General features: G+C 71.7%; 12 protein-coding genes. 5 read left to right on the forward strand and 7 right to left on the reverse strand.

What is annotated here, in order from left to right:
* The first annotated feature begins 1 nt into the window (after window position 1).
* The 3 genes from ACIHFD_RS52780 to ACIHFD_RS52790 are packed head-to-tail and all read left to right on the forward strand — an operon-like array spanning window position 2 to window position 4658.
* Window positions 2-970, forward strand: a complete 969-nt coding sequence (locus ACIHFD_RS52780; protein ID WP_397373341.1) for an aliphatic sulfonate ABC transporter substrate-binding protein — start codon at window positions 2-4, stop codon at window positions 968-970.
* Window positions 967-2436: a sulfatase-like hydrolase/transferase gene (locus tag ACIHFD_RS52785; RefSeq protein WP_397373342.1), complete on the forward strand. Its 1470-nt coding sequence runs from the start codon at window positions 967-969 to the stop codon at window positions 2434-2436. Before ACIHFD_RS52780 ends, ACIHFD_RS52785 begins: the two co-directional genes overlap by 4 nt.
* A complete protein-coding gene (locus tag ACIHFD_RS52790; protein ID WP_397373343.1) occupies window positions 2433-4658 on the forward strand; it encodes a family 43 glycosylhydrolase in 2226 nt (741 codons plus the stop codon). The genes ACIHFD_RS52785 and ACIHFD_RS52790 overlap by 4 nt, the downstream gene beginning before the upstream one ends.
* A 35-nt stretch (window positions 4659-4693) precedes the next feature.
* Here the strand turns inward: ACIHFD_RS52790 and ACIHFD_RS52795 are convergent, their stop codons facing one another.
* The 4 genes from ACIHFD_RS52795 to ACIHFD_RS52810 are packed head-to-tail and all read right to left on the reverse strand — an operon-like array spanning window position 4694 to window position 8597.
* The gene (locus ACIHFD_RS52795; protein ID WP_397373344.1) at window positions 4694-5500 is read right to left on the reverse strand and encodes an ABC transporter permease; all 807 of its coding nucleotides are present in this window, start codon (window positions 5498-5500) and stop codon (window positions 4694-4696) included.
* On the reverse strand, window positions 5497-6354 hold the full coding sequence (locus tag ACIHFD_RS52800) for an ABC transporter permease (RefSeq protein WP_397373345.1): 858 nt from the start codon (window positions 6352-6354) through the stop codon (window positions 5497-5499). Before ACIHFD_RS52800 ends, ACIHFD_RS52795 begins: the two co-directional genes overlap by 4 nt.
* Window positions 6351-7553, reverse strand: coding sequence for an ABC transporter substrate-binding protein (locus ACIHFD_RS52805; protein WP_397373346.1), 1203 nt, complete (start codon window positions 7551-7553; stop codon window positions 6351-6353). The genes ACIHFD_RS52800 and ACIHFD_RS52805 overlap by 4 nt, the downstream gene beginning before the upstream one ends.
* A 9-nt stretch (window positions 7554-7562) precedes the next feature.
* Window positions 7563-8597 (reverse strand): ABC transporter ATP-binding protein, encoded by a 1035-nt coding sequence (locus ACIHFD_RS52810; RefSeq protein ID WP_397373347.1) that lies wholly within the window; start codon window positions 8595-8597, stop codon window positions 7563-7565.
* A gap of 161 nt (window positions 8598-8758) precedes the next feature.
* Here ACIHFD_RS52810 and ACIHFD_RS52815 point away from each other — a divergent pair, with 161 nt between their 5' ends.
* On the forward strand, window positions 8759-10744 hold the full coding sequence (locus ACIHFD_RS52815) for a glycosyl hydrolase family 28-related protein (RefSeq protein WP_397373348.1): 1986 nt from the start codon (window positions 8759-8761) through the stop codon (window positions 10742-10744).
* Between the two features lie 39 nt (window positions 10745-10783).
* Here the strand turns inward: ACIHFD_RS52815 and ACIHFD_RS52820 are convergent, their stop codons facing one another.
* The 3 genes from ACIHFD_RS52820 to ACIHFD_RS52830 all read right to left on the reverse strand — a co-directional run bounded on the left by ACIHFD_RS52820 (window position 10784) and on the right by ACIHFD_RS52830 (window position 13638).
* On the reverse strand, window positions 10784-11659 hold the full coding sequence (locus ACIHFD_RS52820) for a fumarylacetoacetate hydrolase family protein (RefSeq protein ID WP_397373349.1): 876 nt from the start codon (window positions 11657-11659) through the stop codon (window positions 10784-10786).
* A 72-nt stretch (window positions 11660-11731) separates the two neighbouring features.
* Window positions 11732-13198 (reverse strand): multicopper oxidase family protein, encoded by a 1467-nt coding sequence (locus ACIHFD_RS52825; protein ID WP_397373350.1) that lies wholly within the window; start codon window positions 13196-13198, stop codon window positions 11732-11734.
* On the reverse strand, window positions 13195-13638 hold the full coding sequence (locus ACIHFD_RS52830) for a hypothetical protein (RefSeq protein WP_397373351.1): 444 nt from the start codon (window positions 13636-13638) through the stop codon (window positions 13195-13197). Before ACIHFD_RS52830 ends, ACIHFD_RS52825 begins: the two co-directional genes overlap by 4 nt.
* Before the next feature lie 197 nt (window positions 13639-13835).
* Between ACIHFD_RS52830 and ACIHFD_RS52835 the strand changes: the two genes are divergently transcribed.
* The gene (locus ACIHFD_RS52835; protein WP_397373352.1) at window positions 13836-14957 is read left to right on the forward strand and encodes a sensor histidine kinase; all 1122 of its coding nucleotides are present in this window, start codon (window positions 13836-13838) and stop codon (window positions 14955-14957) included.
* The last annotated feature ends 56 nt before the right edge of the window (window positions 14958-15013 follow it).

Raw genomic sequence — 15013 nt, forward strand, 5'->3', positions numbered from 1 at the left:
CATGCGTTCTCTTCGCCGCGCCCTGACGGCCGCCACGGCGGCGACCGTGCTGGCACTCTCCGTGACCGCCTGCTCCGGCGACGGCAGCACGGTCCGCTTCGGCTACATCAGCGACTACAACGGCGCCAGCCTGCTCGCGATCGCGAACAAGCAGGGCCTGTGGCAGAAGCAGGGCCTCACCCCCGAGATCAAGGTCTTCACCAACGGGCCGCTGCAGATCCAGGCGCTCGGCGCGGGCGACCTCGACTTCGGCTACATCGGCCCGGGCGCCATGTGGCTGCCCGCCACCGGCAAGGCCAAGGTCGTCGCGATCAACACGCTCGCGTACGCCGACCGCGTCATCGGCCGCCCCGGCATCTCGACCATGCAGGACCTCAAGGGCAAGAAGGTCGGCGTGCCCGAGGGCACGTCCGGCGACATGGTGCTCAACCTGGCGCTGAAGAAGGCCGGGATGACCGCCCAGGACATCCAGAAGGTGCCGATGGACCCGGCCACCGTCGTGTCGGCGTTCTCGGCCGGGCAGATCGACGGCGCCGGCATCTGGTACCCGCTGATCGACACGATCAAGCAGAAGGTGCCGGGCATGGTGGAGGTGGCCAGCACCAGGGAGTTCCCGGACAACTCGTTCCCGACCGCGTTCGTCGGCGGCCCCAAGGTGGACCAGGAGCTCACCGGCAAGGTCATCAAGGTGCTGCAGGAGGCCAACGACTGGCGGGCCGCCCACCCCGACGAGGCGATCACCGAGGCCGCCGCGCTGCTCAAGCTCGACCCGGCCAAGGTCAAGGCCGACGCGGCGAACGTCCAGACGATGACGACGGCCGACCTGGTCGCCAAGACCAAGGACGGCACGGTCGCCAAGTGGCTGAACAGCCTGGGCGACTTCTTCGTCGGCACCGGCCAGCTCAAGTCGCGGCCCGACCCGGCCACGTACTACACCGGCGACCTCTACGAGAAGGCGTTCAGCAAGTGAACCTGCTGTTCCTGATGACCGACCAGCACCGCGTCGACACCCTGGGCTGCTATGGCAACCCGCACGTGGCCACGCCCAACCTGGACAGGCTGGCCGCGACCGGCACCCGGTTCGACCGGTTCTACACGCCGACGGCCATCTGCACGCCGGCGCGGGCCAGCCTGCTCACCGGGCAGGCGCCGTTCCGGCACCGGCTGCTGGCGAACTACGAGCGCAACGTCGGCTACCTGGAGGACCTGCGGGAGGACGCCTTCACCTTCCCCGGCGCGCTGAAGGAGCGCGGCTACCAGCTGGGGCTGATCGGCAAGTGGCACGGGGGCACCACGCGCAACGCCGCCTCCTACGGCTTCGACGGGCCCGACCTGCCCGGCTGGCACAACCCGGTCGATCATCCCGACTACCTGGCGTACCTGGAGGAGCGAGGGCTGCCGCCGTACCGGATCTCGGACCTGATCCGGGGCACCACGCCCAACGGCAACCAGGGCAACCTGCTGGCGGCGCGGCTGCACCAGCCGGAGGAGGCCACGTTCGAGCACTACCTGGCGACCCGGACCATCGAACACCTGGACAGGTACGCGGCCGACGGCCGGCCGTTCTTCCTGGCCGCGCACTTCTTCGGGCCGCACCTGCCCTACCTGCTGCCGGACGAGTACTTCGACATGTACGACCCGGCGCTGGTCGAGCTGCCGCCGTCGATCGCGGAGACGTTCGAGGGCAAGCCACCGGTGCAGCGCAACTACAGCGAGCACTGGACGTTCGACACGATCCCGATCGAGGTCACGCGGAAGCTGATCGCGGTCTACTGGGGCTACGTGACGCTGATCGACCGGCAGCTCGGGCGGATCCTCGACCGCCTCGACGAGCTGGGTCTGTCGGACGAGACCTCGGTCTTCTTCACCGCCGACCACGGCGAGTTCACCGGCGCGCACCGGCTGCACGACAAGGGCCCGGCCATGTACGAGGACATCTACCGCATCCCCGGCATCGTCCGGATCCCCGGCGCGGAACCGCAGGTCAGGAACGAGTTCGTGACGCTCACCGACTGCACCGCGACGATCCTGGAGCTGGCGGGCTGCGACACGAAGCCCGCGGTGGACAGCCGCAGCCTGGTGCCGCTGGTCCGCGGCGAGCGTCCGGAGTGGCCGGGTGAGTTGCTCGCCGAGTTCCACGGCCATCACTTCCCCTACCCGCAGCGGATGCTCCGCGACGACCGCTACAAGCTGGTCGTCAACCCGGAGTCGGTCAACGAGCTGTACGACCTGCACGCCGACCCGTACGAGCTCAGCAACCGCTACACCCACCCCGAGCTGGCCCCGGTCCGCCGCCGCCTGATGCGCAGGATGTACGACCTGCTCCGGGAGCGCGGCGACAACTTCTACCACTGGATGACCCCGATGTACGACATCGGCCATTCCGACTACGACCCCACGCTGAGCGCTTTCGAGAAAGAGGGCACCACGGGATGAAGATCCTCTTAGGCGTCGCCGCCCTGCTGTCCGGGCTGTTCACCAACCCGGTCTCGGCCGGCGTGGTCGACTCCCTCCCCGACCCGACGGTGATCCACGCCAGGGATGGGCTCTGGTACGCCTACGGCACCCAGAACCCCGTGTTCAGCAGCAAGGGCGAGGCCGGCGAGCGGATGCTGCCGATCCTGCGCTCCAAGGACCTGGTGAGCTGGGAGTACGCCGGCGAGGTCTTCACCCCGCAGACCAAGCCCGCCTGGCACGCCGGCGCCCGGCTCTGGGCCCCCGACATCCGCTACGTCGGCGGGCAGTACCACCTCTACTACTCGCTGGCCTCCGGCGACGTCGGCCTGGCCACCGCGCCGGGCCCGACCGGCCCGTGGACGGACCGGGGCGACGTGATCCCGGCCGCCGCCCAGGACGCGTGCCCGACGAACACCATCGACCAGGCCCAGTTCACGGACGTGGACGGCAGCCACTACCTGTACTGGGGCAGCTACGACACCATCTGCGTCGCGCGGATGAACGCCGACGCCACCCGCGTCGAGGGCCCGGTGACGCAGGTCGCCAGGGGCCGCCGGATGGAGGGCGGGTACGTGGTCCGCCGCGGCGGCTTCTACTACCTGTTCTACTCCGACGCCGGCTGCTGCGACGGCTCCTACAGCGGCTACCAGGTCAAGGCCGGCCGCGCGACCAGCCCGCTCGGCCCGTTCACGGACGACGAGGGCGTGGACCTGATGGAGCTGACCTCCAAGGGCGCCATCGTCGTCGGCGCGAACGGCAACCGCTGGGCCGGGCCGGGCCACAGCGGCTTCGTCACGGACCTGTCCGGCCAGGACTGGCTGGTCTACCACGCCATCTCGACGGCCGACCCGGACTTCCCGCCGATCACCAACGGGCCGTCGGGGCTGACCAAGCGCCCGCTGCTGATCGACCGGCTGGACTGGATCGACGGCTGGCCCGTGGTCCGCGCGGGGGCCGGGCCGTCGGAGGGCGCCCAGCCCGCGCCGGTCACCTCGTACGACGCCGGGGGCACCTTCGGCGACGGCTCGCTGAACGGCTGGCAGACCGGGCCCGGCTGGCAGGCGAGGACCGGCCAGGACGCCCACGGGTACGCGAGCCACACCGGCGCCCTGTCTTACCTGGTCTCGGCGAAGAAGACGCCGTCCGCCGACGTGCGGGCGCAGGCGGACCTGCGGGTGTCCTCCGGCGCGGCCGGGCTCACGCTCGCCCACGTCAACCGGAACAACCACGTGGCGGCCTGGCTCGACCGGGACCGCAAAGCCCTGGTCACCGACGTGGTGATCGGCGGCACGAGTCGCGGCGCGCAGGTGACGGCGCTGCCCGCCGGGTTCGACCTCGGCACCTGGCACACCGTGGTCGCCGAGTTGCGCGGCACCCGGCTCACCGTCCAGGTGAGCGGTGACAAGCTCGGCGATCCGGTCGCGGAGCAGACGCGCTCCCTGCCGCGGGCCGCCGCCCGCCCCGGCTCGGTCGGCGTGGTGGCGCGCGGCGCGGCCGACGCCGACAACGTCGGGGCCGCCAGGCTGTACACGCCCGTCACCCAACGGGTGCCCGAGCCGTCGCCCGGGGAGCTGCTGCCGGAGTTCGGCGACGAGTTCGACGGCACGGCGATCGACGCGAAGTGGCAGTGGGTACGCGGCCCGGCGCCCGGGGTCGCCGTCTCCGGCGGCGCGCTGTCCTGGCCCACCCAGAACGCCGAGCTGCACCGGGGCACCAACACGGCGTCGGTGCTGCTGCGGGAGGCGCCGCAGGGCGACTACACGGTGGAGGCGAAGCTGGACTTCGCGCCGACGCAGGGCAACCAGCAGGCCGGGCTCGTGCTGTACGAGAACGACGACCGGTACTTCAAGATGGCCCACTCGGTGCTGCCGCTGGCCCGCGGCAACGGGGCGATGCTGCAGGTCAGCGAGTTCTCCAAGGAGGGCGAGCGGCCGACGACCACGCCGCCGACCGCCGTGTTCAACGGGCCCATGTTCGGAGGGCCGACGGCCGGGACGATGTGGTTGCGGATGTCGTACCACTTCGACGCGGCGAACGGCGAGAACGAGGTGCGCGCGGCGACCAGCCGGGACGGCCGGCGCTGGGTGCGCAACGGCGTGTGGACCCTCCCGGCGAAGGGGCCGCTCAGGATCGGGCTGATCTCGATGAACCGGTCGGGCGCCCTCGCCGAGTTCGACTACGTCCGCACGTACCGCGACTGACACACGCCCTCCCGTGGGCGCCCTCTGACGGCGGGTCAGTGGGCGCCCACGTCGGTGGACAGTCGCTGGGCGAGGTAGACCGGCACCACCGAGGCGACGATCAGCGCGGCGGCCACCACGTTCACCACCGGCGCCTGGTTCGGCCTGAAGAGGTTCTCGAAGATCCAGATCGGCAGCGTCCGGACCCCCGCCCCCGCCGTGAAGGTGGTGACGATGATCTCGTCGAACGACAGCGCGAACGCCAGCAGCCCGCCCGCCAGCAGCGCCGAGCGCATCATCGGGAACGTCACCAACCGGAAGGTGGTGAACGGGTCCGCCCCCAGATCCGCCGACGCCTCCTCCAGCGAGCCGCCCATCCGCCGCAGCCGCGCCAGCACGTTGTTGTAGACCGTCACCACGCAGAACGTGGCGTGCCCCACCACCACCGTGAACAGCCCCAGACCGATCCCGAACGGCTCCAGCACGGTGCGGAAGGCGTTGTTCAGCGCGATCCCGGTCACGATGCCCGGCAGGGCGATGGGCAGGATGATCACGAGGGAGACCGTGTCGCGCCCGAAGAAGCGGTAGCGCTGCACGGCGAAGGCCGCCATCGTCCCCAGCATCAGCGCGACGGCCGTCGCCCCCAGCCCCGCCTGCACGGACGTCCACAGCGCGTCGCGCACCCCCGACGAGTTCCAGGCCGCGCCCCACCAGCGGGTCGTCAGCCCCGGGGGCGGCCAGCCGAAGGTGCGGTCGGCGTTGACGGAGTTGAGCAGCACGACGAGCAGCGGCACGTAGATCACGCCGAGCCCCGCGAAGAGCGCGAGGCGGAACAGCAGCCGGGCCGTGCGCGAAAGGTTCACAGGTTCTCCAAGGCCCCGGTACGGCGCACCGCCGCCAGGTACGCCAGCATGATCACGACGGGCACGGTCGCCACCGCGGCCGCGAACGGCAGGTTGTTGGCCGCCCCGATGTTGTCGTAGACGACGTTCCCGATGAGCTGGCTGCGCCCGCCGACGATCTTGACGGCGATGTAGTCGCCGAGCGACAGCGAGAAGGTGAAGATCGACCCCGCGACCACGGCGGGGAACGCCAGCGGCCACACCACCGTGCGGAACACCCGCCACGACCGCGCCCCGAGATCCCCGGCCGCCTCCAGCAACGAGTCCGGCAGCCGCTCGAGCCCCGCGTAGATCGGCAGGATCATGTACGGCAGCCACAGGTACGCCAGCGTCAGGATCGTCGCCGTCACCCCGAACCCCCACCCCAGCAGCCCGCCCGACGACAGCATGACCCGCCACGCGTACGCCTTGACCAGGTACGACGCCCACAGCGGCGTCAGCACCGCGATCACCAGCCAGCGTCGCGCCCGCGGCGAGGCCAGCTTGGCCATGGCGAACGCCATCGGGAAGGCCACCACCAGATCGATCGCGGTCACCGCGAGCGCCACGCCGACCGAGCGCAGCGCGACCGTCCTGTAGACCTCGACGGTGACGAGGTCCCGGAAGTTCGCCCAGGTGAGCGTCCTGACCAGGTTCCCGGTGAAGGTGTCGGTGGTGTAGAACGCGGTGACGAACAGCGCCGCCAGCGCACCCAGGTACGCCAGCCCGAGCCACGCCAGCGGCGCCGACAGCAGCAGCGACAGCCGCACCCCGGCCCGGCGGTGCAGGAAGCCCGCGAGCCACCGCCGCGCCGGGCCCCGGGCGGCCGCTCTCACCCCTTGATCTCCGTCCAGGCCCGCGTCCACTCGGCGTAGTCCTTGCACTTCACGTCGGTGCGCCCGTCGAGGCACTGCGCGATCGGCGTCGTCCAGTAGTGGACCTTGGAGAAGTACGCCTCGTCGGTGGCGTGGAACGTGTCGCAGTGCTTGGGGTCGGCGGTCTCCTGGCACGCCTTCGCGTTCGACGGCGCCTCCCCGAAGTACTCCGCCACCTGGGCGTTCGCCTTCGGCGAGATGATGTGGTCGAGCCACTTGTACGCACAGTTGGGGTGCGCGGCCTTGGCGGCCACCATCCACGTGTCCGACCAGCCGGTCGCGCCCTCCTTCGGCAGCGTCGCCTGGACCGGCGCCTTCTCGCCCTGCGCCACGTTGACGATCACCTGCCAGGTGGTGCCGACCACCGAGTCGCCGCTCTTGAACGCCTGGATCTCCTTGGTGTAGTCGGACCAGTACTCGCCGACGATCTGCTTCTGCTGCTTGAGCAGGTCGACCGCGGCCTGGAACTGCCGGTCGTCCAGCGCGTACGGGTTCTTGACGCCGAGCTCCGGCCTGGTCGCCATCAGGTAGACGGCCGCGTCCGCGATGGAGATGGGCGAGTCGTAGGCCGTCACCTTGCCCTTGTACGGCGAGGCCGGGTCGAACACCACGCTCCACGAGTCGGGCGCGGGCTGCACGGTGTCGGTGCGCCACATCAGCAGGTTGGCGCCGCGGCCGTGCGGGACGCCGTAGGGGACGCCGCCGACCGAGTTCCACGGCTTCTCCTTCAGGCCGTCGAACACGTCCGCGTAGTTCGGGATCAGGGCGGTGTTGACGGGCGCAACCGTGCCGGCCGCGATCAGCCGCAGCGAGGCGTCGCCGGAGGCCGAGACCGCGTCGTACTGGCCGGTCTTCATGAGGTTGACCATCTCGTCCGAGGTGCCCGCGACCTTGGTGTTCACCTGGCATCCGGTGGCCTGCTCGAACGGGGTGACCCAGTCGACCTTGGGGTCGTTGGTGCCGTCCTCGACGTACCCGGCCCAGGCCACGAGGTTGACCTGGCCCTCGCCCGCGCCGAGGCTCCCCAGCGCGTCGATCTTGGGCGGCACGAAGCCGCTCTGGCCCGGCGCCGGCGCGCCGCCGGTCGTGGCGGCGCCGCCACCGCAGGCGGTGACGAGCGCGAGTGCCGCCGCGGTGATAGCTAATCCGCTCGGTCGCATGTCCTCTCCTTACCTGGACGTGATCGCGAACTCGTGCCGCCGCTGCCACACGAGCCGGACGCGGGCACCTCGCAGGCCCGTCACGTCCATGGACGAGACCTGGAGGTTCTGCTGGAGCGCGATCAGCCTGCCGCCGGCATCGAGGTCCACGACGAACCTGGTGGCGGCGCCGGCGTACACGATCTCCGCGATCGTGCCCGCGGCCGACTGCTCCCCCGGACCGGCGTCCGGGGCGCCGTCGAGGGCGACGCGCAGCTTCTCGGGGCGGATGCTGTAGGTGCCCGCGCGGCCGAGCACCTTCTCGGCGGCTGCGCCGGAGATGAGGTTGGAGGTGCCCACGAACCCGGCCACGAACTCGGTGGCGGGCCGCTCGTAGACCTCGGCCGGCGGGCCGACCTGCTCGATCCTGCCCCTGTCGAACACGGCCACCCGGTCGCTCATCGTCAACGCCTCCTCCTGGTCGTGCGTGACGAACAGGAAGGTGATGCCGACCTCGCGCTGCAGCTCCTTCAGCTCGACCTGCATCTCCTCGCGCAGCTTGAGGTCGAGCGCGCCGAGCGGCTCGTCCAGCAGCAGCACGCGCGGGCGGTTGACCAGCGCGCGGGCGAGCGCGACGCGCTGCCGCTGGCCGCCGGAGAGCTGGGCCGGGCGCCGGTCCTCGAAGCCCTCCAGGCGCACGGAGCGCAGCGCGTCCCGTGCCCGCTCGCGCCGCTCGGCCCGCGGCACCCTCTTCACGCGCAGCCCGTACTCGACGTTGGCCAGCACGTTCATGTGGGGGAAGAGCGCGTAGTCCTGGAAGACGGTGTTGACGTCCCGCTCGAACGGGGCCAGGCGGGTCACGTCCCTGCCGTCCAGCTCGACGCCGCCCGCCGTCGGCGCCTCGAATCCGGCGATCATCCGCAGCACGGTGGTCTTGCCCGAGCCGGACGGCCCGAGCATGGCGAAGAACTCCCCGTCGCGTACGTCCAGGTCGACGCCGTCGACGGCCGTGACGGGTCCGAACTCCTTGCGCAGCCCGCGCAGCCCGACGGCCGTCTCGCTCATATTCATGAACATAAATGCGCATCCCTGACAAAGCCATGGTCCGCAACAGAACGCAAGTCAACGCAAGAAATCGGCAGATTCGCGAAACTACTTCACAACATCTTGTGTATCGGTGTGCGGACGCCTACTGTCGCCTCACCCCCGAGAGAAACGAGCACCGGATGCCACGCACGGTCCTGGCTGTCTTATGCGCGGCCGCGGCGGCCCTCACCGCCTCCCCGGCCCACGCCTCTTCCGGCCCCGCCCCCGTCGTGACGCGGGCGGCCCTCGATCCGGCGCTCGTCGCGGGGCGGGGCGCCGCCGTGGACTTCCTGGAGCAGGAGGCGGAGAACGCCGTCACGAACGGCACGGTCATCGGCCCCGACCGCGGCGCGTACACGCTGCCCGCGGAGGCGTCGGGCCGGAAGGCGGTGCGGCTGGCGCCGGGGCAGCACGTGGAGTTCACGCTGCCGCGCGCGGCCGACGCGATCACCGTCCGCTACAGCATCCCCGACGCGCCCGGCGGGGGCGGCATCACCGCGCCGCTCGACGTCACGGTCAACGGCAAGGGCAGCCGGACCATGACGCTGACGTCCCAGTACGCGTGGCTGTACAACCAGTACCCGTTCTCCAACGACCCCGGCGCCGGCCTGCTGCACCCCGACTGGTGGATCACCGAGTGCTCGTGCGTGCCGAGCGCCACGACGCCGCCACCCGTGATCGCGAAGCCGTTCCGCCCGAACCACTTCTACGACGAGCAGCGCCTGCTGCTCGGCCGCACGTACCGCGCGGGCGACCGGGTACGCCTCACGGCCCCCGTGGGGAGCGCCGCCGCGTGGACGGTCATCGACCTGCTGGACTCCCAGCTCGTGGGACCGCCGCGGGTCAGGCTCGCGGCGGCCAATGTGCTGGCGTTCGGGGCCGACCCGTCCGGACGGCGCGAGTCGTCGGACGCGTTCGACCGGGCCATCGCCTTCGCCCAGCGCAAGCGGCTGGAGGTGTACGTCCCGCCGGGCACGTACCAGGTGAACCGGCACATCATCGTGGACGACGTGACCATCACGGGCGCGGGGAACTGGTACACGATCATCAAGGGCCATGAGGTCCCGCTCGGGAGCCCGGCGCCGGACGGCTCGGTGCACACGGGCGTCGGCTTCTACGGCAAGCCCGGCGGCAGCACGAACGTGCACCTGTCGGGGTTCGCCATCGAGGGGGACGTGCGGGAGCGCGTCGACACCGACCAGGTGAACGCGATCGGCGGCGCGATGAGCGATTCCACGATCGACGGCCTGCACATCCGGCACACCAAGGTCGGCATGTGGTTCGACGGGCCGATGACGAACGTGCGGATCACCGACAACGTGATCGTCGACCAGATCGCCGACGCCGTGAACTTCCACACCGGCGTCACCGGCTCCGTCGTGTCGAACAACTTCATCCGCAACAGCGGCGACGACGCGCTGGCCATGTGGTCGGAGAAGAGCGCCGACAGCGGCAACACGTTCGACCACAACACCGTCCAGACGCCCGTGCTCGCCAACGGCATCGCCGTCTACGGCGGCAGGGACAACACGATCTCGAACAACCTCGTGGCCGACCCGGTCAGGGAGGGCAGCGCCATCCAGGTCGGCTCCCGCTTCGGCGCCGAGCCGTTCACCGGGCGGCTGCTGATCACCGGCAACACCACGGTCAGGTCCGGGACGTACGAGCTGAACTGGAACATCGGGCTCGGGGCCATCTGGTTCTACGCGCTGGAGAGAGACATCTCCGCGGACGTCCAGGTGGCCGGCAACCACTTCCTGGACAACACGTACAACGCGATCATGCTGGTGAGCGAGTGGTCGGTGAAGGACCTGTATTCGATCACGAACGTGCACTTCAAGGACATCCGGGTCGACGGGACCGGGACGTCGGTGGTGAGCGCGCGGGTGAAGGGGTCGGCGACGTTCGAGAACGTGGACGCGCGGAACGTCGGCGCGGTCGGGGTGAACAACTGCGGCTCGTTCGGCTTCCCGCCCACGGGCTCGGAGTTCGCCCTGACCGATCTCGGCGGGAACGACGGTGGCGGCACGGCGGGGCCCTGGCTGGCGCCGTGGCTCCTGCCGAACACCATCACCTGCGACGACCGTCCGCCGGTCGTGGCGCCCCCGCCTCCGTCCCCCTGGTGACCGGGCCGGCGCGCTCGCCGCGCCGGCCCCGCCGGGGGCTCACACCGGGCGGCGCATGGCCTCCAGGCCCCTGACCACGGTGGTCGTCAGGATGCCGATCTCGGCGATGCCGATCGTCACCGTGTCGCCGTCCTGCAGCGTGAACGGCAGGTCGGGCACCAGGCTGGTGCCGGTGGCCAGCACGGCGCCGTCGGGGAAGGAGTCGGCGCGGAACAGGTAGCCCGCCAGCTCGTCGAGTCGCCGGTGCAGGCCCGACGTGGACGCCTTGCCGTCCCACACCGTCTCGCCGCCCCTGGCGATCGTGAGCGTGATGTCCAGCGCGTACGGGTCGGACACCTCCCACACGGGCCTGATCGCCGGGCCGACCGCGCACGCGCCCAGGTAGATCTTGGCCTGCGGCAGGTAGAGCGGGTTGACGCCCTCGATGGTGCGCGAGCTCACGTCGTCGACGACCGTGTAGCCCACGATCTCCCCGGCCGTGTTCAGCACCAGGCCGAGCTCCGGCTCCGGCACGTCGATCTCGGAGTCCGACCGCACCGCGATGCGCCCGCCGTCACCCGAGACCTTCCAGGCCACCGACTTGAAGAACAGCTCCGGGCGCTCGGCGTCGTAGACCAGCTCGTACACGTCGGCGGCGCGCTCGCTCTCCAGCACCCGCGCCTCGCGCGAGCGCCGGTACGTCACGCCGGCCGCCCAGACCTCCATCTGCCCGTCCACCGGCGCGAGCCGCCGCACGGACGCGGACGGGTGCCCCTGCCCGTCGGCCCCCGCCAGCCGCTCGCGCAGCCCCTCGACCGGGAGCCGCAGCAGCTCGGCCACGGTCGTGACGCCGGCCAGCTCCACCACCTGCTCGCCGTCGTCGACGCCGACCGCGGGAGCGTCGGTCAAAGGGCTGACGAACCGTACGATGTGCATGCCTGCTCCTCATTCTCATCAGACGAGTCTGATGAGAGTCTTCCCTACCCGGCCGGGCAGGCTTCTGGTGGGTCAGATCACCTCGAAATCGGCCATCATCGCCATGTCCTCGTGCTCCAGGTTGTGGCAGTGGAGCATGTACCGGCCGCGGTGGCCGTCGAAGCGGGCGAGCACGTCCACCACCTCGTACGGACGCACGTCCACGGTGTCCTTCCACCCCGCGTCCGAGGCGGCGGGGGCCCGGCCGTTCCTGGCCAGCACCAGGAAGTGGGCCAGGTGGACGTGCACGGGGTGGTGGAAGTCGCTGGACAGGCGCCAGACCTCGGCGGTGCCCAGCCGGGGGCGGGCCAGCGGGACGCCGGGCCGGTAGGGCCGGCCGTTGATCGTCCAGACCCCCTCCGGCGACCTGCGGAAGTCGAACCCGCGGGTGGTCACGGGCGCCACGCGACCGGGCGGGCGGGACAGCACGGCCGGTACGGCGGTGTCGTCGGCGGCGCGGCGGGCGACGACGAAGCGCATGACGTTCCGGGCGGGGCCGTCGGCGAGGGTGTTGACGAGGGTGACCGCGGTGCCGACGGGGTAGGCGGAGAAGTCGACCACCACGTCGTACCGCTCGCCCGGCGCGATCGGGAGCTCGTCGTGCGCGACGGGCGCGGCCAGGAGGCCGGAGTCGCTCCCGATCTGCGTGAACCGGCCGCCCGGCGCGAGCCGGAGCCGGTAGCGGCGGGCGTTCGAGGCGTTCAGCAGCCGCAGCCGGTAGCGGGTGGCCGTCACCTCGGCCACCGGCCAGGGCGCCCCGTTGACGAGGATCACGTCCCCCTCGACGCCTTCCATGTAGTCGCCGTCGACCGCGGCCATGTGGCCGCCCATGTGACCGGTGTGACCGGTGTGACCGCTCTCGGGCGGGCTCGGGTACCGGAAGGAGCCGTCCTCGTCGAACGCCCGGTCGCAGATCATCAGCGGCAGCTCCCGCTCCCCCCTCGGCAGCGGCAGCGCGTCCTCCTCCTCGTCGCGCACCAGCGCCATCCCGGCCAGCCCCCGCCACACCTGCGGCCCGGTGAAGTCCATCCGGTGGTCGTGGTACCAGAGCGTGGCGGCCCGCTGCTCCAGCGGGTAGTCGTAGTCCTTCGTCCCGCCTCCGGGCGCCACGAGGTCGGTCGGGTAGCCGTCGGAGCCGGGCGGGGTGACGCCGCCGTGCAGGTGGGTGGAGGTGGGCACGCTCAGCTCGTTGCGCACGGCGACCGTGACGCGACTGCCGCGCCGCAGGTCGAACGTGGGGCCTGGGAAGGTTCCGCCGTAGCCCAGGACCTCGGTGGTGGTGCCGGGGATGATCTCGATCCTCGCGGCCCGCTGCGTCACCTCGTAGCGGCCGGGGCGTACCGGGCGGGCGACCTCGGGGATCGGGAGCGGCACGGTGAACGGCCGGGGCAGGGTCAGCCGGCTGCGCAGCAGCTCTCCGGAGATCTCGGCGCACCCGGCGGCGGCCAGCGCGGCCCCGCCCAGCACCCCGAGGAACCCCCGCCTGGTCAGGGCGCTCATGCGGCGCTCGGGCGGTCCGCGCCGACACCACGTGAGACCTTCGCGCCGGCGCCGTGGCGGTAGGCCCGCCAGGTCCAGACGGTGAAGACGGCGGACAGCCCGAAGATCGCCATGCCGATCGGGAAGTGCAGCCCCAGCACCCGCCACTGCCCCAGCGCCACCTGCGCCGTCTCCAGCGCCACGAGGCCCAGGCTGGCCGGCGCGGGCCAACCCGGCCCCCGTCCCGGCCGCCACAGCAGGACGGCGGCCACCAGCTGCAGGTAGAGCAGGCCGTGCGTGAACCCGGCGTTGTTCTGGTGCCAGGCCAGCAGGTCGACGTCGCCGGTGACGAAGAGCCCGGCCAGCGCGGCCTGCCCGAGCACTCCGGCCAGGTGCCCGGTGGCGAGCACCCGCAGCGACCAGACGATCCAGCCGGGCGGAGGGGAGGGTGATGCGGTCATGCACGGAATGCTCCAGGCAGGCCCCCTGGAGCCGCGTCCCACGCAGGAGGGCTTCCGGGCATACGCCCCGTGGAGTACGCCGCCCGTCCGGGGCCACGAACGTACGACCGCGGGATGACACCGGGCCTGCACCAGGGCCGCGAACATACAACCGTGGGGCGACGACCGGCCCCGGCCCGGTCGCCTACCTTGTGAGCATGGACAGCCGGAGAACGGACGCCCTCGTCGCGGCGGCCGCCTTGGCGGCGATCACGGGAGGGACGTACGCGAACCTCTCGTGGACCGGCCCGCTGGAGCGCCCCCTCGACCCGATGGGCCTGACGCTGATCGTGGTCGCGTCGCTGACGCTGGCCTTCCGGCGCGCCGCGCCGCTGGCGGCGGGCGTGGTCGCGGCGGCCGCCGGGGTCGTCTACTACGCGCTGCACTACCCGGGCGTGTTCACCTCGGCGCCCGCGCTGGCCTCGATCTACACGCTGGCCTCGCTCGGCCGCCACAAGGCGGCGATCTGGCTGTCGGTGGCGCTGGCCGCGGGGATGTACGGGCTCATGGCGATCGGCGCGGACGATCCGCCCCCGGGCAGCTGGATGGGGCTGCTGAGCGGGTGGCTGGTGGCCATGGTGGTGATCGGCCGGCTGACCGGGCAGGGCCGCGCGTACCTGCGGGCGGTGGAGCAGCGCGCCGAGGAGGCCGAGCGCACCCGCGAGGAGGCGGCACTGCGCCGGGCCGGCGAGGAGCGGCTGTGGATCGCGCAGGAGCTGCACGACTCGCTCACCCACAGCATCTCCGTGGTCAACGTGCAGGTGGCGGTGGCCATGCAGTTGCTGGAGCGCGACCCGGCGCGGGCCAGGGAGTCGCTGGTCGCGATCAAGGAATCGGGGCACGAGGCGATGCGCGAGCTGCGGGCCACGCTGGGCGTGCTGCGCCAGAGCGAGCCGGAGGAGGCAGGGCTGTCCAGGCTGCCGCGCCTGGTCTCCAGGGCAGAGGGGGCGGGGCTGCGGGTGGCGCACACCGTGGCCGGGACGCCGTACGCGCTGCCGCCCGAGGTGGACCGGGCCGCGTACCGCATCGCGCAGGAGGCGCTGACCAACGTGCTGCGCCACGCGGGCGCCGCGACGGTCACGGTCGCGGTCGAATACGATCCGTCGAGGATCGTGCTGCGGGTGGAGAACGATGGCGAGGCGGGCACCGCCGGGCCGGGGATGGGGTTGATCGGGATGCGCGAGCGCGCGGTCGCCATCGGCGGCTCGCTCACCGCGGGGCCCCACGAGAACGGCGGCTTCGCGGTCCGCGCCGAGCTGCCCGTCCGGGTCCCGGCATGACGGCGTCCGACGGGGGCGGCGGTGACGGTCCCGAGGCGACAGCGGCCGGCGGCGCG

This window comes from Nonomuraea sp. NPDC051941, from assembly GCF_044593615.1.